Below are 19154 nucleotides of genomic sequence, written 5' to 3'. Positions count from 1 at the left end.
CCCCAGGCGGCTTACTTCGTATGAGCGATCGCCTTGAACCAACCTGCCATTCCCGCCACCTGGACGATTCGCACCCTGCTCGGCTGGAGCACCCCCTGGCTCGGTCAGCGTGGCATCGACTCACCGCGTCTGGATGGTGAGTTGTTGCTGGCCAGGGCGCTCGGGTTACGGCGCATCGATCTGTTCATGGACCCGGACCGACCGTTGAACGCTTCCGAGTTGGCGGCCTTCAAGGCGTTGATCGTGCGACGCGCGGCGCGGGAGCCGGTGGCCCATATTCTGGGTCTGCGGGAGTTCTGGGGCATGGAGTTTTTCTCCAGCGCGGCAGCGTTGATTCCGCGTCCGGAGACCGAGTTGCTGGTGGAGACGGTGCTGGCCCATGTTTCGGACCGTTCCACCCCTCTGGAGATTCTGGAGCCCTGCGTGGGGAGTGGTGCGTTGTTGTGCGCGTTGCTCAAGGAGTATCCGAGTGCTGCGGGGGTGGGGAGCGATCTTTCCGCCGAGGCGTTGGTGGTGGCGCGGCGCAATGTGGAGCGGTGTGGTCACGGGGCGCGGGTGACACTTCTGGAGGGGGATCTGGACGGGTCCGTGGCCGAGGGCAGGGTGTTCGATGTGGTGGTGGTCAATCCGCCGTACATTGCCTCTGGTGCGTTGCAGGGGTTGCAACCCGAGGTGAGGGATTGGGAGCCGCGACTGGCGTTGGATGGCGGTGTGGATGGTTTGGAATTGTTGAAACGGCTGCCGGCGTTGTTCAAGCGGCGCATGCGTCCGGGCGGGGTGGCGGTGACCGAGATCGGGTATGATCAGGGGGAGGCGGTGGAGGCGCTGTTTCGGGGTGCCGGGTTTGCGGGGGTTGAGCTGTTGAAGGACTATCAACGGTTGCCCAGGGCGGTGGTGGTGCGGGGCCAGGGGGTAGGGGGGCGGTAACTTGGCATGATGGGGGGAGAACCCCCTCACCCCCCTTTACCATGGCCCTCCCTTCGGGAGTTCCACGGTAAACCATTGCGGGGACCGGGGGCCGAAGGTCCCCGGCAGAGGTTCGGAGGCAGAGCCTCCGAGGTTTTGTCTTGATTTTTTTGCTTTTGGCGCGCTTTTCAAACAAGCGATTTTCACGCTTCTTGTGAACATCGCTGCGCGCAGCCTTGGAAGGTGAGTCGTTTTGCGCTGTTGGCAAAAGACTCACCTTCGCCTTGCCTCAGCTGGACAAATGGCTGCGCAATTTGGCGGCCATCCATGGCCGGCATTGGCAATTTGGCACGATCCAAACAGCCTTTCAGATCGTCCCACCACCCTCTTCCCCTGCCACCAATCGCAACCGCTTGAGTTTACGCCACAACGATACCCGATCAATCCCCAGAATTGACGCTGCCAAGGTCTGATTTCCTCCCGCCTCACCCAATACCCAACGAATGTAATCCCCCTCCAACTCCTCCAACGTCGGGGATCCGCCCGGACGGCGGTGAAAGGCACGAATCACCCCAACCCGTAACATGTCCGGCCAGTGGGAGACATCGATCTCTTCCCCTTCGCACAACGCGACCGCACGTTCGATGAGATTTTCCAACTCACGGATGTTGCCTGGAAAATCATACTCGCGCAGCAACGCCATCGCCTCCGGGGAGATGCGTCGCGCCGGACGCTCCATCCGCTCGGCGCCACGTTTCAGAAAGTGGTTGGCCAACAACTCGATATCACCACGCCGCTCCTTCAACGGGGGGATCGCCAAGGTGATCACATTCAAGCGGAAATAGAGATCCTTGCGAAACCGCTCGCGCACCACCGCTTCCGCCAGATCCCGGTTGGTGGCGGCGATGAATCGGGCATCGATGGAAATCGCCCGCGTACCACCCACCCGCCATACCTCACGCTCCTGAATCGCTCGCAACAGCTTGACCTGCATGGCCGGACTCATTTCGGTCACCTCGTCGAGAAACAGCGTGCCGCCTCCGGCGCTCTCCATCAATCCGGCCTTGGCCTGGATCGCACCGGTAAAAGCCCCCTTTTCGTGACCGAACAGCTCGCTGGCCAGCAGTTCTTCGGTGAATACCCCACAGTTGACCGCCACGAACGGACCTTCCGGACGCCCTCCATGCCGATGCAGCTCACGGGCGATCAACTCCTTGCCCACCCCGCTTTCCCCGGTGATCAACACGTTGCAACCGGTCGGTGCCACTTGCCGTGCGGTTTCGAGCAGCTTGATCATCCCCGGATCACGGGTGATGATCGGTCCTGGCGCGCGCAGCCCATGAATCTGCTCGCGCAACTGACGGTTTTCACGTTTGAGACGGACCTTGGCCAGCGCCTCGCCGACCAGACTGCGCGCCTCTTCCAACCGATAGGGCTTGGCGATGTAGTAGAAGGCTCCGGCGCGCATCGCCTCGATCGCCGACTCCAAGGTGGCGAATCCCGTGACCAGAATCACTTCGATTTCCGGATGGCGGGCCTTGCAGTGGTGCAGCAGCCCCATGCCATCCATCCCCTCCATGCGCAGGTCGGTCAACACCACCTCGAAGGTCTGACGGGCCAACAGCTCCACGGCACGCGCGGCGCTTTCCGCCGTACTCACCCGATACCCCTCCTTGCGCATCACATGCGCCAGATTGCGCGCCGCGATCGTCTCGTCATCCACGATCAGAATGGCCCCGGTTCCGCTCATGCCCCGCCCTCCTGTTTGACTGGCAGCCTCACCACGAAGCGACTGCCCCGCCCTGGTTCACTTTCCACCGCGATGCACCCTTCGTGCTCCTCGACCACTTCGTAGACCACCGCCAGTCCCAATCCTGATCCCTGTCCAACCGGCTTGGTGGTGAAGAAGGGATCGAAAATCCGTCCCAGATCCGCTGCCGCGATACCGGATCCGCTATCCAACACCTCGACATCGCACCACGGGGCACGACAACGACAGGCGGCAAACCAGCTCTCCGGATCGACCCGCGATTCGGACAGGGGATGGACGAGACGAATCCGCACCTCGCCCTGGTCCGGGATTGCGTCCACCGCGTTCTTGATGAGGTTGATGAACGCCTGCTGCAAACGGCGTCGATCCCCCACGACCACGGTTTCGAACGGGATTTCGCTCAACACCCGGATGCGTGTCGGGATGTTTCCCTTGCTGAATCGGATCGCCTCTTCGATGGTATCGGCCAGCGGCACTTCGGCGCGTTGAAAGCCCCGATCGCGGGCCAGATCGAGTAGCGAGCGCACGATATCCCGTGCCCGGCGGGTCTGCTGATCGATCTGCTCCACCAGTTCACGCCGGAATTCGGCATCCGCGGAGTCCAGCTCCTCGGCGAGGATTTGGCTGGAGGTGGAGATATTGGAGAGCGGATTGTTGAGTTCATGCGCGACACCGGAGAGCAGGGTGCCCAGGGAGGCGAGTTTTTCCGAGCGCAGCAGATGTTTCTGACGCACACCCAGTTCGTTGAGCACCCGGTTGAAGGCGCGGGTCAACGAAACGATCTCCTGGTCGTTGGCCGGGATGTGGATGCGGGTGAACCGTCCCTCCGCGACTCCGGCCATGGCCTCCTCGATCTGACGCAAAGGCTGGACGATCCGCCGGGAGAGGACTGCGCCCACCAACAGAATCACGGCGATGGCCACCAGCATGGCCACGAGCAGCAACAAGCGATGTCGTTCCAAAGCGCGATGCACCACCTGACGTTCCGCATCGGCCAGCTCTTCGGCGGTGGTGACCAGCGCCTTGCCCAGTCCGCGCAAACGGGATTCGTTCCATTTCGAATGCTCCGGATCCGACTTCAGGGAGGCATGGGCCAGTCGTTGATAATCCTCCAGCCAGCCGCGCGCCTCGATGAGTTCGGCCCGTGGTCTGGCGACGAGGGTTTCGGCCTCGTTGAGATCCTGACGTGCCCGTTCCACGTAGTGGAGCAGTTGTTCGAGATCTCCATATTGTTGATACAGAAAAAAATTCTTCTCGTAACGTCGCATTTCCAGCACATCGTTCAAGAACTGATAGAACCGTTCGCCGGTGAACAGACGGGTGGACAACAGGCGCAGCTCCACCAGGGTGAAGAGGCTCAGTCCCAGGGCGAGGGCGCTGATCAGGGTGTAACCGAGCAGAACCTTGCGGCGCAGAGAGCTTTGTAGCATCGCGGGTGCTCCAGAGGCGGTGAGACCGGTGACCATGGTGTCAAGTCATCCATGCAACGGACGGCTGTTGCATTTTGCAAGAGGGTATTGCATTTGGTCGCCCTTCCGCCAGCCTTTTTATAAGCATTTGATTATTTACAAATTAATAACAAATCCCATCAAGCTTTTCATCCACGGCGAGCATCCTGTGTTGCATCATGCAACACAAGGATCTCGATCTGTTACGGGGAGGTTGAGTCAACCATTTGAAATACAAGCATTCAATGCTATGGCATGGCATCTGCCATTCTCTTATTCAAGCAACCTTGATTCCACTGTTTCGTTCGTTTGAACCGAGAGGTACGACCATGATCCCCCATCTTTCATTTTTGTTGGAGCGCCATTGGCTGGCTGTGACCTTTGCCGAGGCGGGTGAGCCGGAACAGGCGTGCTGGCTGCTCGAGGCGCCGATCACGCCGCGCGAGAACACGGATCGTCACGATCCGACGATCGTGTTGCGGGATGGGCAGCCCGTGGCGTTGCCGACATGATCACTTCGGCGCCACTGGAGCGACTGTTGACCGCGTCGGCCTTTGCCGAGGCCGGGGAGTTCGAGACAGCCCGCCAGATGAGTCGTGCCACGCGGGAGATCCTGCTGGTGGTGCGCGGAGACGAGCCGCAAGCCGAGCTGTTGGCCACGACCCGGGCGATGATGGAGCGTCTGGATGCCGGGGTGGAGATCTTGTTGGCGCGATCCGGAACCGAGCAGCATGCGGATTGGGATGGGTTTGTCCGCGAGGTGATGGTTTCGGGTCGTTCCGCGCGCATGGTGCATCGTCCCGGCATCTCCTGGCAGACGGTTCTGGCCCATGCTCGCGCGGTCTCCGGGATTGTTTGCATTCTGGTCGAGTCGTTGGAGAAATGGGGCTTGCCCGGCAATGCAGAGCGGCGGCGTTCACCGTTCTGGAGTCGGCGGCTGCCGTGTCCGCTGGTGGTGGCCCGACCGGCGGTGCATTGATTAAACCGAGGATCACGCTTCACATCCGTGTTGCGGCTCTTTGGAGGGTATCCCTGTTCTTGGCGTGTCGCAACGATTGAATAAGGATTGAAATTCATGTTTTCATTGTCAAAAATCTTTCCATTCCTGGGATGGTTTCCCATGCGGCTCGGCGCCTTGCGTGCCGATGTCGTGGCCGGCATCACCGTGGCCCTGGTGTTGATTCCGCAATCGATGGCCTATGCCAACCTGGCTGGCCTGCCCGCCTATTACGGGCTCTATGCCGCCTTTCTGCCTGGCGCCGTGGCTGCGATGTTCGGCTCCTCGCGTCAGCTGGCCACCGGGCCGGTGGCCGTGGTGTCGCTTCTGACCGCTTCGGCCCTTTTGCCTTTCGCGCAACCTGGCAGCAACGAATTCGTCTCTTTAGCCATCCTCATGTCTCTGTTGATTGGCGTGGTGCAACTGGCGCTCGGTCTGTTGCGTCTGGGGGTGGTGGTCAACTTCCTCTCCCATCCGGTGATTCTCGGTTTCACCAATGCCGCCGCGTTGATCATCGGTTTGTCGCAGTTTTCCAAGATTTTTGGTGTCAAGATGGGGCGCAGCGAACATTTCCTGGTCGATATCTGGGGGGTGTTGCAGCAGCTTCATCTGGTCCACTGGCCATCCCTGGCCTTTGGAGTGGTGTCGTTTGCCATCATGTTCATCTTGAAAAAAAAGCGGCCCGGCCTGCCGAGCGTGCTCATCGCCGTGGCTCTTTCGACGCTGGTGAGCTGGGGGATCGGCTTCGAGGCCATGGGCGGCAAGGTGGTTGGCGCGATTCCGCGGGGATTGCCCACTCTGGCCATGCCCGGGCTTGATCTGGAGCGGATCGTGTCTCTGGCCGGCACCGCCCTGGTGATCTCCCTGGTCGGTTTCATGGAGGCCATTTCCATCGCCAAGGCCATGGCCGCCCGTACTCGTGACAGCATCGATCCCAATCAGGAACTCATCGGTCAGGGACTTGGCAATCTGGTTGGCGCGCTCACTCAATCCTATCCTACTTCCGGCTCTTTTTCGCGTTCCGCGGTCAACCTCGATGCCGGGGCCCAAAGCGGTCTTTCGTCTGTTTTCACTTCGTTGATGGTTCTGATCACCCTGTTGTTTCTCACTCCGCTTCTTTATCACCTCCCGGAGGCGGTGCTTGCTGCGGTGATCATGATGGCCGTGGTGGGTTTGATCAACTTTCACGCCATTGGTCATGCCTGGCATGCCAACCGTCACGACGGGATCGCAGCCATTGCCACCTTCATCGCCTCTCTTGGTTTTGCCCCGCATTTGGACAAGGGGATTTTCTTTGGGGGTGGCCTGGCGATCATTCTGTTTCTCTATCGCACCATGAGTCCGCGTGTTGCGCTGCTTGGTCTTTATGAGGATGGGACCTTCCGTGATTTGGCATTTTACCCCCATCTTCCGACTGATCCGGAGATCATCGTGATTCGGTTCGATGGTCAACTTTATTTTGCCAATGTTTCCTATTTCGAGGAGATGGTTTTGAGTGCCGTATCCACCAAGCCCGATGCCCGTTATTTGTTGCTGGTTGGCGATGGGATCAATCAGCTCGATGCTTCCGGCGAGGAGGTGATCCATCATCTGGTGGAGCGGTTGCGGAAGAATGGCATTGTCATGGTATTTTCGGGTCTCAAGCGGCAGATTCTCCAGGTGATGCACGCCACCGGGCTTTTTGAAATGATTGGTGGCGATGCGAATATTTTTGCCACCGAGCAGAGTGCGTTGGGAAGCATTTACGATCGGTTGGGGCGGATGCGTGATCGGCCTCTTTTACCGGTGGAGAGTCCTGCGTGAACCGTTGACGAAGCGGGCGGGAGATTACATGATGATTGTGTGATTGTGGAAACGTGTTGCGGAGGACCGGGGGCCGAAGGTCCCCGGCGGAGGTGCGGAACAGGCTGCCGGAGGCGACTTGCTGCCGCGTGCAATTCGCCCCGGGTCGTTGTCAGAAGGCGGTAACGACCCAAGGTGCATAAGACTGTGCGCTTTTCAAGACAAGCATTTTTACGCAGAAGACACGAAAGAATTTTTGTCTTTTAATTCGTACTAATAGACTAAACAAAAAGCAAAGATAAAAAAGATTCAAGAAGAAAGGCAAAAAAAAGTCCCAGGGGCTTTGCCCTTGGATCCCACCAGTGGCCATGGGCCCCTGGACCCCGCTCACTGGAAGAACCGTTCGTTCCGTCATCGATGAAACCCCTGCTGACCCTGTTGCTGCTCCCCGTGCTCGGCGCCGGATTGATCCTCCTGCTGCCCTCCGCACGCACCCGCTTCGTGGCGATCCTCTCGGCCACCGCCACCCTTGCCATGACCCTCTGGCTGGCAACCGGCTTCATCACCACCCAGGGCCAATGGCAACTGCTGGAAAAAACCCTCTGGCGTCCCCAATCCGGCAGTCAGTTCGCCCTCGGCGTGGATGGCATCGCCATGCCCATGCTGATCTTGGCGGCTCTGCTCTCCCTGGTCGCGATTCTGGCATCGGGCGGAATCAAGGAGCGGATCAAACCCTACCACATCCTGATCCTGCTTTTGGAGGCGGCCATGCTCGGGGTCTTCATGGCCCAGGACTGGTCGATCTTCTACATTTTCTGGGAACTGACCCTCCTGCCGCTCTTCTTTCTCATCAACGCCTTTGGCGGCAAACAACGCAACCGCGCGGCCCTCAACTTCGTGCTCTATACCATGGGCGGCTCGGTCTTCATGCTGATCGCCCTGCTGTTGGCCTTCGACGCCTCCCAGGTCCATACCTTCTTGATGAAGGAGATGGCCGATGGATTGCGCGGGATCTCGAAAGAGCTGCAAATCCTGATATTCGCCGGATTCCTGATCGGCTTCGGGGTGAAGATGCCGATTTTCCCCCTGCATGGCTGGCTCCCACTCGCCCATGTCGAGGCCCCGAGTCCGGTGAGCATCCTGCTGTCCGGCGCACTGCTCAAAATGGGCTCCTATGGCCTGATTCGCGCTGCCATGATGGTGCCGGACGCGGTGGTGACCCTGCGGGAACTGCTGGCCACCCTCGCCTTCATCAACCTCATCCACGGCGGGGTTCTGGCCTGGAAACAGACCGATCTGAAAGGCATGGTCGCCTATTCGTCGGTGAGCCACATGGGGGTGGTGCTGCTCGGCATCGCCGCCCTGAACCACGACGGCATCACCGGCGCCATGTTGCAAATGGTCTCCCACGGCCTGACCGCCGGCGCGATGTTTCTGATCATCGGCCTGCTCTACGAACGCACCCACACCCGCGACATCCGCGAATACGGCTCGTTGACCAGAGTCGCGCCCCGCCTCTCCTTTTTCGTGGCCCTGGCCTTCATGGCTTCGGTGGGGGTGCCGGGCACCTCGGGTTTCATCGCCGAACTGCATGTCATGCTCGCCGGCCTGGAACGGTGGGGTTGGCCGGCGGCTCTGCTGTCGGTGGGCATGCTGGTGAGCGCCGCCTACGCGGTGCGTACCGTCGGATGTCTTTGCACCGGGCCGGAACAGCCCAAACTCCCGGCCATCCACCCCCTGGGACGCATGGAGCTGGCCGCCGCCGGAATCCTGGCCATCGGCATCGTGACGTTGGGTTTTCTGCCCGCGCCGTTGATCGATCTGATGGCCGGCTCCCTTACCCGATTCGGCGACCTGTTCGCCGCGCGCCTGTAGGGAGGGGTCATGGCTCACGCATCCTCGCACGCCGATACCCCCCTGACCGGTCACGACCGGATCCAGGCTGCCATCCACCATCTGGAACACCTGGTTCCGGGTCAGGCTTCGATTCGCGATTTCGTCCATCACAACACCCTGCACGGTTTTCAACACCTGGATTTCGCCAGTGCGTTGTCCGAAGCTCGGAAATATACCGGAATTTATGGTTATCTTTCGGCGGAACGGTTCCGGGAGCTGTTTGCCGAGGGGCGCATCGACCATGAGGATCTGCGCGCAGTGCTGGAGGCCGATCCGGCCTTGTGCGCTGCCGAGCCGGTCGGGCCGACCCGACGGGGTGAGATTCTGCTTTTGAAGCTGCAATTCGGCATCGGGGCCATCACGTCGCGGCAGCTGACCTGGGAGATCGCGGAGAAGGGGGCGCTGGAGCGGTTGCAACCCGACCTCTCCCAGGAGAGTCGGGATCGGATCGGGCTGGAAGAGGGGCGCGAAGGGGTGGGGGCGTTGTGGCGCGCCTGTCTGGAGAGTTTTGGTTTGAGCCATCGGGCCGGGTATGGGGAACAGCGCCTGGATCTGGCCAGCGAGGAGGACGCGCCGTTTCCGGACGAGACCACCCGTTTGGCCGAACTGGAGGAGCAGAGGGAGATCATCGCCGCGATTCGCGCCGAATCGGCGCGCCAGTGGGAGGGGCTGGTCGGACGGGTGGGACGGGATTTGACGCTGCGCGGTCTGTTGCGACAGGTGACCGGCGAGGATCTGCTGGAATCGATTCGCCCCTATCTGTTGCGCTATCTGAGCGGTTTTCTCGATCTGGGGGTGGCGAGCTGGACCCTGCCGGAGCGGGAGGAGGGGTTTTATCGGGTCTGGAAACGGCATGCCGTGCAAGAGAAGGGGCAGGGATTGGAAGAGCTGCCGGACTGGGAGGAGCAGCTGGCGGAGCTTCCGGATGACGCGCTGGAGACGATCGGGTTTTGTTTGAAACGGTTGGAGCTGCCCGAGGCCCGTTGGGGAGGGTATCTGGAGCGGTTGGCTCTGGAGTTGCCCGGCTGGTCCGGGATGGTGATGTGGCGCTCCCTGCGTCCGGGATATGGCGGCAGTACGGCCCTTGTGCGCATGGCCGACTATCTGGCCGTGCGGCTGGTGACCGAGCGGCTGTTTGCCTTGCGGCTGTGTCGTGCGATTTGGCTGCTCGAACCGACCCTGGGGATGCTGGGGTGGCATTTTCAGCGCTATCGTGGTGAGTTTTTCGCGCGGCACGCTCTCTTTTCCGGAAGTTTGCCGGAGTTTCTGGCCTCGCGCGCCAGTCGGCTGATCCATCGACCGGCCAGCGATCCGGCTCTTCCCGCCGAATGGCGCAAGCTTGCCTGGCAGATCTGGACCGAAACCGACGGACTCAACAACACGCGCAGCCACTCCGCGGCCAGCGCGCACGCCTGGCCGCTGTTCGTGCTTTGCCAGCATCTTGGCCTGACCGCCGAGGAGGTGCGCGACTTGGGCGTGGAGGGGGCACAAGCCCTGGTGGCGGTGCTTGAGTCGTTGGACGAGGAGCAGGAGGGATTTCTGTGGCTCAAGGCTTACGAGCGGCACTATCGGGAGCGGATTTTCGCCGCTTTGCATGCCAATCGGGGGCGGGGCCGCTGGGCGGTTCGGGAGCAGCGTCCCGAGGCCCAGGTGATCTTCTGCATGGACGATCGCGAGGAGGGGATCCGGCGCCACCTGGAGGAGATCGCTCCCGGCATCGAGACCTTGGGCGCGGCGGGTTTTTTTGGGGTGCCGGTCAACTGGCGCGGCCTCGACGACACCGCCTTGACCCCGCTCTGTCCGGTGGTGGTGGTCCCGTCTCACATCGTGGACGAACAGGCGCGTCCTGGCCATGATCCGGCCTTGCGACGCCATCGGCGCTGGCTGGGCCTGCGCGGCTGGTGGCAGCGGTTGACCATGCGCGCCAGCCACCGGGGGATCCTCGTCCCCACGCTGATTCCGCCCCTGCTGGCACCGCTGGCGTGGGTGGCGCTGTTCGCACGGAGCTGGTTTCCCGTGCCGTTCGCCCGTCTGACCGGGTCCGTGGCCGAAAAACTGGATGCGTCCGTTCCGACCGAAATGACCCTCACCGCGCCCGACAGCGAAACCCCCGCGTCTCCGGAGAGTCCGCGCGTCGGCTTCACCCTGGACGAGCAGGCCGGGCGGGTGGCGGGATTTCTGCGCACCATCGGTTTGACCGACGGTTTCGCGCCGATCGTGGCGATTCTGGGTCACGGCGGCAGCAGTCAGAACAACCCCCATCTGGCCGCCTACGATTGTGGCGCGTGCAGCGGGCGACATGGCGGGCCGAATGCCCGGCTGTTCGCGGCCATGGCCAATCATCCCGATGTGCGTTTTCGTCTGCGCGGCATGGGGATCGACATCCCGGAGGATTGCTGGTTTGTCGGCGGTGAACACAACACCGGCGACGAGGCGCTTTTCTGGTTCGATCGCGACCGTCTGCCAGCGGGCGGGCAGGGGGCTTTGGTTCGTCTGGAGGCCCCGTTGCAGGCCGCCCGGTTCGCCTCGGCTCATGAGCGGGCCCGGCGGCTCGCCTCGGCTCCGCACGATGGATCGCGGGAGCGGGCCCATGCCCACATGCAACGGCGCGGGGTGGATTTCAGCCAGGCCAGACCGGAGCTGGGTCATGCCACCAACGCCGTGGCCCTGATCGGACGGCGATCGGTGGCGCGCGGCGTTTTTTTCGACCGGCGCATGTATCTGATCTCCTACGATCCCACCCGCGATGGGGATGGTCGCATCGTCGAATCGATCCTGCTGGCCGCCGGACCGGTCGGCGCGGGCATCAGTCTGGAGTATTATTTTTCCACGGTGGACAACGACCGGTTCGGGTGTGGCACCAAGGTGGTCCACAACATCACCGGTCTGTTCGGGGTGATGGAAGGGTGTGCCTCGGACCTGCGCACCGGTCTGCCGCGTCAGATGATCGAGATCCACGAGGCGATGCGGTTGTTGGTGATCGTGGAGCAGCGTCCCGAGATTCTCACCGAAATCTATCTGCGTCAGGAGCCGATTCGCGAGCTGGTCGGCAACGGTTGGATCGAGCTGGCCTGCATCGACCCGGAGAGCGGGGAGATCCAGCATTTCACGCCGGGGAGCGGCTGGCGGGTCTGGGAGAACACCTTGCCACCCCCACCGTTCGCGGCCAATTCGACCGATTGGTATCAGGGTCACTCCGAACCTCTGCCGCCCGCGCTCATCGCCCTGCCCGAGGAGTCGGCCCATGTCTGATGGTTGGATCCTGATTCCGTTGCTCCCCCTGTTGGCCGCGCTCTGGATCGGCATCGGCATGCTGACCGGTTCCCGGGTCGGCGAGGCGGGTGAACGGGGTACGGCCCGCATCGCGTTGTTGGCGGCGGGTGGTTCGTTCCTGTTATTGTTGGCGCTTGACCTCCTTGCCCTGCTGCATGCTCCGCCGGGGCATCGGATCTACTTCCCGTGGCTGGTGAGCGGGGAGTTTAGGGTGACCGTCAGTCTGCTTCTGGACCGTCCGGCCCTCTTCATGGCCACCCTTTCGGCTGCCGGATGTCTGGTGACGCTCCGTTTTTCGGTGGATTATCTGCATCGCGAGGCCGGGTTTCACCGTTTTTTCGCCATTCTGAGCCTTTTTACCGGCGGCATGCTCACCATCGCCCTGGGGGGCAATCTGGTATTGACCTTTGTTGGTTGGGAGCTGGCGGGTCTGGCATCCTATCTGTTGATCTCCTACATGCGCGACCGTGCCGTGGCCGCCGAGAACGCCACCCGTGCCTTTGTCACCAACCGGTTCGGGGATGCGGGTCTGCTGCTGGCCATTGCCCTGGCCTCGAGTTGGGGGGCGGGGCTTGAGTGGCCGGTGTTGTTCATGGCCTCCCATGAACGTCTGCAACCGCCGGTACCGATCGTTGCCTTTGGATTGGTGATCGCGGCCCTGGCCAAATCCGCGCAGCTTCCTTTTTCCGCCTGGATCGCCCGTGCTCTCGAGGGCCCCACACCGTCGAGCGCGGTTTTTTATGGTGCCCTGATGGCCCATGCCGGCATTTTTCTGGTGATCCGAGCCGAGCCGTTGTTCTGGCATGCGCCGGTGTTGATGGTGCTCATGTTGATGCTGGGGTTGCTTACCGCCTTTTTCGCCATGGCCATCGGACGGGTGCAGAGTGATGTAAAAAGTGCTTTGATCTATTCCACCCTGGCGCAGTTGGGTTTGATGTTCGCCGAGTGTGGTGCCGGTTTTTTCGATCTCGCCTTGTGGCATCTGGTTGCCCATGCCTCCTGGCGTCTTTATCAATTCCTCTTGTCTCCCTCCTATCTTCATTTGGGCGAAGGTGCGGTGCCACAGGTGCATGAGGCGTTGCGCAACAGTCATGACCTTTACAACTTTGCCTTGCATCGTGGTTGGCTCGATGCCCTCACCGATGCGTTGATCACCCGTCCGACCTTGGCGTTGGCCCGTGATGCGCGGTTGTTCGACGAGTTGGTCATCAACCGCATTGCCGGGCGTCCGTTGCGGGATACGTTGTTGGCCGCGCGTGCGGAGTGGAACGATTTTTCCAGTGTGGTGGATGGATCGGGCATTGGTGTGGCGGGTGGGCGTGGCATGTTCGGGCGGGTGTTGGAGCGTGTGGCGCGGGTTTTGTCGTGGGTTGAGGAGCAGTTCGTTCTCAAAAGCAGTGGTGATGGTTTGGTGAAGACGTTGGCCTTCCTGGGGAACTATCTGACCCGTGCCGAGCAGTCGTTGGGGGAGCCGAGGTATTTGATCTTGATGATTGTGTTGACGTTTCTGATTATTTTGTAGGGGGCGGGGTGAGGCGGGGTGAATCACCAACTGTTACGGAGGACGGGGGGCCGAAGGCCCCCGGCAGAGGTTCGGAGGCAGGGACTCCGAGGTCTTTCTTTTGAAAATGCAGAAGAAAATTAAAGATAAAAGATTAAATATAAAAATTAGAAAAGCTTAAAGTCGCGGGGCGCTGCCCCGCCCCCGCCGGGGACGATAATCGCCCCCGGACCCCCCGTAACGATGGAACGGCTCTCACCACGTAAACCATGACCATCCACGCCATCGATACCCACCTGCTCGGCTGGCTGCAACTTCTGCCCGCACTCGGCGCACTCTGGCTGCTCTTCGTTCACCGCACCTGGCTGGCCTGGCCCATCGCCCTGACCACCGGCATCGGCGAACTTCTGCTGAGCCTGCGCCTCTATCAAAACTTCGACCCCACCACCAACTGGCAGTGGCATGCCCGTCTGCCACTCTCCGATTGGCTGGTCCAAGCATCGGCGGCAGACGGGATCACCGTGCTGTTCGTGCTGCTCACCACCTTTTTGTGCCTGCTGGTGCTGCTTTACGGCGGCCTGGTGCGTCGCTTCCACCACCTGCCACGCTTCTTTGCCGTCGTGCTCGCCTGCGAGGCCACCCTGGTCGGCCAGTTCGCCGCCCTCGACCTGCTCTGGTATACCCTCATGGCCGCACTTCAAACCGGCCTTGTCGGTTATCTGCTCACCAACTGGTCACTCACGGCGGATGAACGACTCGCCAACCAACGCTATTACCAGTTCATGGGCACCAGCCTGCTGCTCATCCTGGCCGCTACCCTCATGCTCGGCTGGCACCACGCGGAACTCACCCATGGCCACTGGTCGTTTGAATTGACCACGCTGGCTCAGGATCCACGCTCCCCTTACCTGCAAAGCGTCATCTTCTACCTGCTGTTTTATGGACTGGCCATCCGCGTGCCCCTTTTCCCTCTGCACGGCTGGCTGCCCCAGGTCATGGAGCACGGCACCGTGGCCGCGGCCATGGTGCTGTTGCTGGGACTCAAAACCGGCATCCATGGGATGCTGCGTTTTGTTTTCCCACTTTTTCCGGATGCCGTCTGGCGCTGGCACGAATTCGTGATCGCCATCGCCGCGTTCGGAATCCTCTATAGCGCACTCCTGGCCCTGGTGCAGAGAAACTTAAGGAAATTGCTCGCCTATGCCGTGGTCAGCCATACCGGCATCCTGGTGATCGGCCTGTTCAGCCTCCATCCGCAAGCCTTTCAGGGCAGCATCATGCTCACCGGCTCCTTCGGACTGGCCATCACCACCCTGATGCTCATGGCCGGAATCGTCCATCAACGCACCCGCTCCCTGGCTTTCGAACGGCTCGGCGGTCTGCTCTCCCCTCTGCCGTGGGTTGGCATCGCCTTCCTGGTGGCCGCCTTCTCGGTGGTGGGCATGCCCGGTACCCCAGGGTTCGATGCGGTTCACCTGCTCCTGGAAGCGGCCATCGAACGGTTCGGCGCCCTGGTCACCGTGTTGGCCGCCCTCGGCAACGTCGTGGCCGCCGCCTGCCTGCTCTGGGCCTTCCAACGCGCCTTCCTGGCCACCCCATCCGCCCAGGCGCCTCCGCTCGCCTCCCTGCCGCGCGCGACGCCGATCGAAAAGGGATTGGCCACCTTGCTCATCGCCGTGCAACTGGCCTCGGGCTTCAACGCCGATCCGTGGCTCGCCCTGGTGAAAAACAGCGCCCAAACTCTGGCCGCCCCCTTTGTCCACCTCGGAGAACGGCCATGAATACCCTTCCGCTTCTCTCGACCCTGATCGGATTGCCGCTCCTCGGCGCCCTGCTCGCCTGGCTCGCCCCGCAACCCCGCCAGGCACGCGCCCTCGCCCTCGCGGTGGGGGTGGCCGAACTGCTGCTCTCTCTGGCGGTGGTCGCCAGGATCGATCCGAACGTGGCCGGATTTCAACTGCTCGAACGCCACGCCTGGATCCCCTCCATCCACGCCGAATACCTGGTGGGGGTCGATGGCCTCTCCGCACTGCTCCCGACCGCCTGCGCACTCCTGTTCCTGGCCACTCTGATCGCCAACTGGAACCTCACCGGTCGGGCCATGCCCAACCTCTTCCTCGCCCTGCTGCTGCTGCTCGAAGGGGTCACCATCGGCCTGTTCTGCGCCCTCGACGGTCTGTTGTTCTTCCTCTTCTGGGAGCTGACCCTGATCCCCATCCACTTCCTGATCGCCCTGTGGGGCATGGGGCCGAATCGTCGTCACGCGGCAGTCAAATACACCCTCTTCATGCTGGCCGGAGGCGCCGCGCTCCTGTTCGGCCTGCTCTTGATCGCCCTGGCCCAACCCGGACCGGCTTTGAGCTTCGACCTCACCCAGTGGCTGCGACATCCCCTGCCCAAATCCACCCAATGGCCGGTCTTTTTCCTGCTTCTGCTCGGCTTCGGCGTCAAGGTGCCCCTGGTGCCGCTGCATGTCTGGCTGCCGATCGTCGCCATGGAAGGCCCGGTTTCCATCTCCGCCATCATGACCGGTCTCAAACTCGGGGCCTACGGCCTGCTGCGCTTTCTCATGCCCCTGACTCCCGATGTGGCCCGTGAGCTGCATTGGCTTCTCGCCGGACTGGCGGTGGTGTCGATCGTCTACGGTGCCCTCTCGGCCCTGGCCCAATCCAACCTGCGCCGCCTGCTCGCCTTCTCCTCCATCAGCCACGTCGGCCTGGTGGTGCTGGGTCTGGCCACCCTCACCGTCCAAGGGGTGCAAGGGGCGGTCAGCCAGCTGTTCAACTTCGCCCTCACCTCGGGAGGACTGTTTCTTTTGGCCGGGTTTCTTCATACACGCCTCGGCTCCACCGATCTGATCCATCTGGGCGGCCTGGCGCGACCCCTGCCGGTTGCGAGCGGACTGTTTCTGTTGTTGGGATTGGCCAGCATGGGCATGCCGCTCACCTCCGGCTTTCCCGGCGAACTGCTGCTGCTGATCGCCAGCCTGAAAGCCCATGCCGGCTCCGGCCTGGCGGCCCTCGGCGGGGTGATCCTGGGTGCGGGCTATTTTCTCGGCTTTTACCGCAAAGCCTTTCTTGGTCCGCCCGGCATGAACGTGCCGGAGAGCCTGCCGGAACTTCTGGCGCGGGAAAAGTGGGTGCTTTACGCCTTCGCGGCGCTGATTCTGATCCTGGGAATGGTTCCGGAGTGGAGCCTGGAGTTTTCGCGCGCCTCGGCGACCGCCTGGGCGGAGCGGATCGCGCAAATGGGATCGGGGAGGTGATGGGTAACCCTTTTCGTACCGTGGAAATGACGGGATGAATGGGTCGCCATCCAGGGTGTGGGCGCCATCGAAGAGCGAAGCGTAGAGTTTGCGATCCTTTCCGGGGTCGCGCCGATCCAGTCGCGTGGCAGCGTGCCATTCGCATGGATCGTCCCTCGCCGGGACGGAATCCAGGCCATCAGTGATGGGCGAAAATATCCGCCTCCTCCCAGCCGGCCAGATCGAGTGCCACCCGTTGGGGGAGAAAACGCATGCAGGCTTCGGCGAGTTCCAGGCGTCCCTCGCGTTTGAGCAGGAACTCCAGGCGCTCCTTGATCGCCACCAGATGGATCACATCCGCCGAGGCATAGGCGATCTGTTTGTCGGTGAGCTGTTCGGCGGCCCAGTCCGAGGATTGTTGCTCCTTGTCGAGTTCGATGCCGAGCAGTTCGGCGGTCACATCCTTCAAGCCGTGTCGATCGGTGAAGGTACGGGTCAGGCGCGAGGCGATCTTGGTGCAGAAGACCGGGTTGAGGTCCACGCCCAGCCAATGTTTGATGGCCGCGATGTCGAAGCGGGCGAAGTGGGCGATCTTGAGCACCTTGTCCGACTCCAGGACCTCCTTGAGGCGTGGCGCCTGAAAGCCGCGGGTTTGCACCAGGGTGATCACCCCATCCTCGTTGCACATCTGCACCAGGCAGAGGCGATCGCGTTTGGTTTTGAGTCCCATGGTTTCGGTATCGATGGCCAGATGGCGGCTCTCCAGATAGATGCGTTGCCGGTCCGGATCCAGATCGTCGAGCAACACAAGTGTCTGTCCGGAGGGTTGGTTGGTCATGTTTTTATGCCCCGCGCGCAAATATGGGTGGAGTTGGTATCGTCATGCATCGATAGTATATGATAGAATAGCGCAAGAGGTTCGGCAAAATCCATGGGTTCCGAGTGAAATTTGCAATTCAAGCAATATGGGGATGGATCGATGGCGGGACGGGACATTTACACGCAAGAACAGCTGGATAAGATTCGCGACATCCTGAAGGATGCCTTGGGGGACAAGGCGCCTCAGGCTTTGGACAACCTTGCCACCCGTTTCGTTCCGGCCCAGGATTTTCCCGAAGAGACCGGCAAGGGGGGTGCGGGGCGCAAGGGTGGGGGAGCCTCTTCCTCCAGCGGCTCTTCGTATGAGCATCACGAGGAGAAAAAGAGCAACGTCGATGTGGAGGGGGTGATTCAGGAGGGCAAGCTCAAGAAGATGATCGAGGTCTTGGGCAAGCTTCAGGATGACCCGGCCCAGGTACGCACCATGATCGCCGAGATTTTGCGTCATCCCGAGGTCAAGGCTTTTCACATGGTGGATGCCATGTCCCGTGTCACCGGGGACATCGAGTTGGTGAACGCCTTGGCTCATGGCATTGTCTCCCACAAGGGGGTCAATCCGCTCATCGACGGTTTGCGGCATGCCACGATCAGTCCGGAGGCGATGAAATCGTTGGCCATGGGCATTGCCGAGCAGGGGACCATCAACCATGTGATTCGTGCCATTGCCACGGCCCCGCCGGATCAGCCGGATGCGGAGATCATCTGGGCCATGGAGGTGATGGGTCGTGGCACCATGGAGCAGATGTTGGAGGCGATCAAGTTGATGGCCAACGAGTCGCCGGGCACGACGATTTTGGCCACGGGCATTGTCAACCGCAAGGAGGTTGCCATTGAGCCGTTGGTGCGTTCCCTGACCGCGACCAAGGGCAATGCCAAGGCCACGGCGATTTTGGCCGTGGCCTTGACCAAGATTGCCGACACGGCCGCCCTGGTGACTCTTTTGGAAAAATACGTCACCGACGACACGGATGCGGGGGAGATTCTCACGGCCAAGTTGGTGCAGCGCAGTCTGGAGGAGAAGGACAAGACCAAGCCGAAAATGATGGCCCGGGCGGCGCGCATGATGCGTGCGGACTCCATGGCGGGCAAGATTCTGGCCTGGGGGTTGGTGCAGGAGGGGGATCCGATTCAGATGGAGGGGGCCTTCATGCGCATCAACCATGTTTCCGGCAAGCAGATGTTGGCGTGTGGCATTGCCAAGAAGTTGGGTTCCATGAAGGCGTTGCGGTTGTTGGGTGGGGATTATTTCAAGCTGTCCAAGATGCAGGCGGTTGCCGATGCCGCGACGCGCGAGGCCAGGCAGCGGTATGAGTGGGTGATTTATACGTTGTTGGGTGAGTTGCCCCCGTCGCAGAAGCCGGCGATGTCGGCGCGGGAGGCGTTGGCCAAGGGGTTGTGAGGGGGCGGTGGGATCTGGCTCCAAACTGGCGGGGTTCACAGGTGGCGGTGGGATCTGG

General features: G+C 61.5%; 13 protein-coding genes. 10 read left to right on the top strand and 3 right to left on the bottom strand.

Annotated features, from left to right (window positions below; genetic code table 11):
* The first annotated feature begins 33 nt into the window (after positions 1-33).
* A complete protein-coding gene (gene prmC, locus ACV4UY_RS10110; protein WP_491607474.1) occupies positions 34-927 on the top strand; it encodes a peptide chain release factor N(5)-glutamine methyltransferase in 894 nt (297 codons plus the stop codon).
* A 346-nt stretch (positions 928-1273) separates the two neighbouring features.
* Here prmC and ACV4UY_RS10105 read toward each other — a convergent pair whose 3' ends face one another.
* Positions 1274-2656, bottom strand: coding sequence for a sigma-54-dependent transcriptional regulator (locus ACV4UY_RS10105; RefSeq protein ID WP_491607473.1), 1383 nt, complete (start codon positions 2654-2656; stop codon positions 1274-1276).
* Positions 2653-4107 carry a sensor histidine kinase gene (locus tag ACV4UY_RS10100; RefSeq protein ID WP_491607472.1) on the bottom strand — a complete coding sequence of 485 codons (1455 nt, stop codon included), beginning with the start codon at positions 4105-4107 and terminating at the stop codon, positions 2653-2655. The genes ACV4UY_RS10105 and ACV4UY_RS10100 overlap by 4 nt, the downstream gene beginning before the upstream one ends.
* A gap of 347 nt (positions 4108-4454) precedes the next feature.
* On the opposite strand from ACV4UY_RS10100, the gene ACV4UY_RS10095 reads away from it, so the two are divergent.
* The 8 genes from ACV4UY_RS10095 (at position 4455) to ACV4UY_RS10060 (ending at position 16839) form a co-directional block, all read left to right on the top strand.
* The gene (locus ACV4UY_RS10095) at positions 4455-4637 is read left to right on the top strand and encodes a hypothetical protein (RefSeq protein WP_491607471.1); all 183 of its coding nucleotides are present in this window, start codon (positions 4455-4457) and stop codon (positions 4635-4637) included.
* Complete coding sequence (locus tag ACV4UY_RS10090) at positions 4634-5104, top strand: hypothetical protein (protein WP_420906304.1); 471 nt, start codon at positions 4634-4636, stop codon at positions 5102-5104. The genes ACV4UY_RS10095 and ACV4UY_RS10090 overlap by 4 nt, the downstream gene beginning before the upstream one ends.
* 96 nt (positions 5105-5200) lie before the next feature.
* Complete coding sequence (locus tag ACV4UY_RS10085; protein WP_491607470.1) at positions 5201-6925, top strand: SulP family inorganic anion transporter; 1725 nt, start codon at positions 5201-5203, stop codon at positions 6923-6925.
* 396 nt (positions 6926-7321) lie between these two features.
* Positions 7322-8779 carry a complex I subunit 4 family protein gene (locus tag ACV4UY_RS10080; RefSeq protein WP_491607469.1) on the top strand — a complete coding sequence of 486 codons (1458 nt, stop codon included), beginning with the start codon at positions 7322-7324 and terminating at the stop codon, positions 8777-8779.
* A gap of 9 nt (positions 8780-8788) precedes the next feature.
* Positions 8789-12052: a DUF2309 domain-containing protein gene (locus tag ACV4UY_RS10075; protein ID WP_491607468.1), complete on the top strand. Its 3264-nt coding sequence runs from the start codon at positions 8789-8791 to the stop codon at positions 12050-12052.
* A complete protein-coding gene (locus ACV4UY_RS10070) occupies positions 12045-13595 on the top strand; it encodes a proton-conducting transporter transmembrane domain-containing protein (RefSeq protein WP_491607467.1) in 1551 nt (516 codons plus the stop codon). Before ACV4UY_RS10075 ends, ACV4UY_RS10070 begins: the two co-directional genes overlap by 8 nt.
* 248 nt (positions 13596-13843) lie before the next feature.
* Positions 13844-15355: a complex I subunit 4 family protein gene (locus ACV4UY_RS10065; RefSeq protein WP_491607466.1), complete on the top strand. Its 1512-nt coding sequence runs from the start codon at positions 13844-13846 to the stop codon at positions 15353-15355.
* Positions 15352-16839, top strand: a complete 1488-nt coding sequence (locus tag ACV4UY_RS10060) for a complex I subunit 4 family protein (RefSeq protein ID WP_491607465.1) — start codon at positions 15352-15354, stop codon at positions 16837-16839. Before ACV4UY_RS10065 ends, ACV4UY_RS10060 begins: the two co-directional genes overlap by 4 nt.
* Before the next feature lie 178 nt (positions 16840-17017).
* Here ACV4UY_RS10060 and ACV4UY_RS10055 read toward each other — a convergent pair whose 3' ends face one another.
* The gene (locus ACV4UY_RS10055) at positions 17018-17656 is read right to left on the bottom strand and encodes a ribonuclease D (protein WP_491607464.1); all 639 of its coding nucleotides are present in this window, start codon (positions 17654-17656) and stop codon (positions 17018-17020) included.
* Positions 17657-17797: 141 nt separating this feature from the next.
* On the opposite strand from ACV4UY_RS10055, the gene ACV4UY_RS10050 reads away from it, so the two are divergent.
* Positions 17798-19096 carry a hypothetical protein gene (locus ACV4UY_RS10050; protein ID WP_491607463.1) on the top strand — a complete coding sequence of 433 codons (1299 nt, stop codon included), beginning with the start codon at positions 17798-17800 and terminating at the stop codon, positions 19094-19096.
* Positions 19097-19154 lie beyond the last annotated feature (58 nt).

The sequence above is a fragment of the Candidatus Magnetaquiglobus sp. genome (assembly GCF_058402785.1).
The sequence above is the reverse complement of the archived record's forward strand: the minus strand, read 5'-3'. Positions and strand labels throughout refer to the sequence as shown.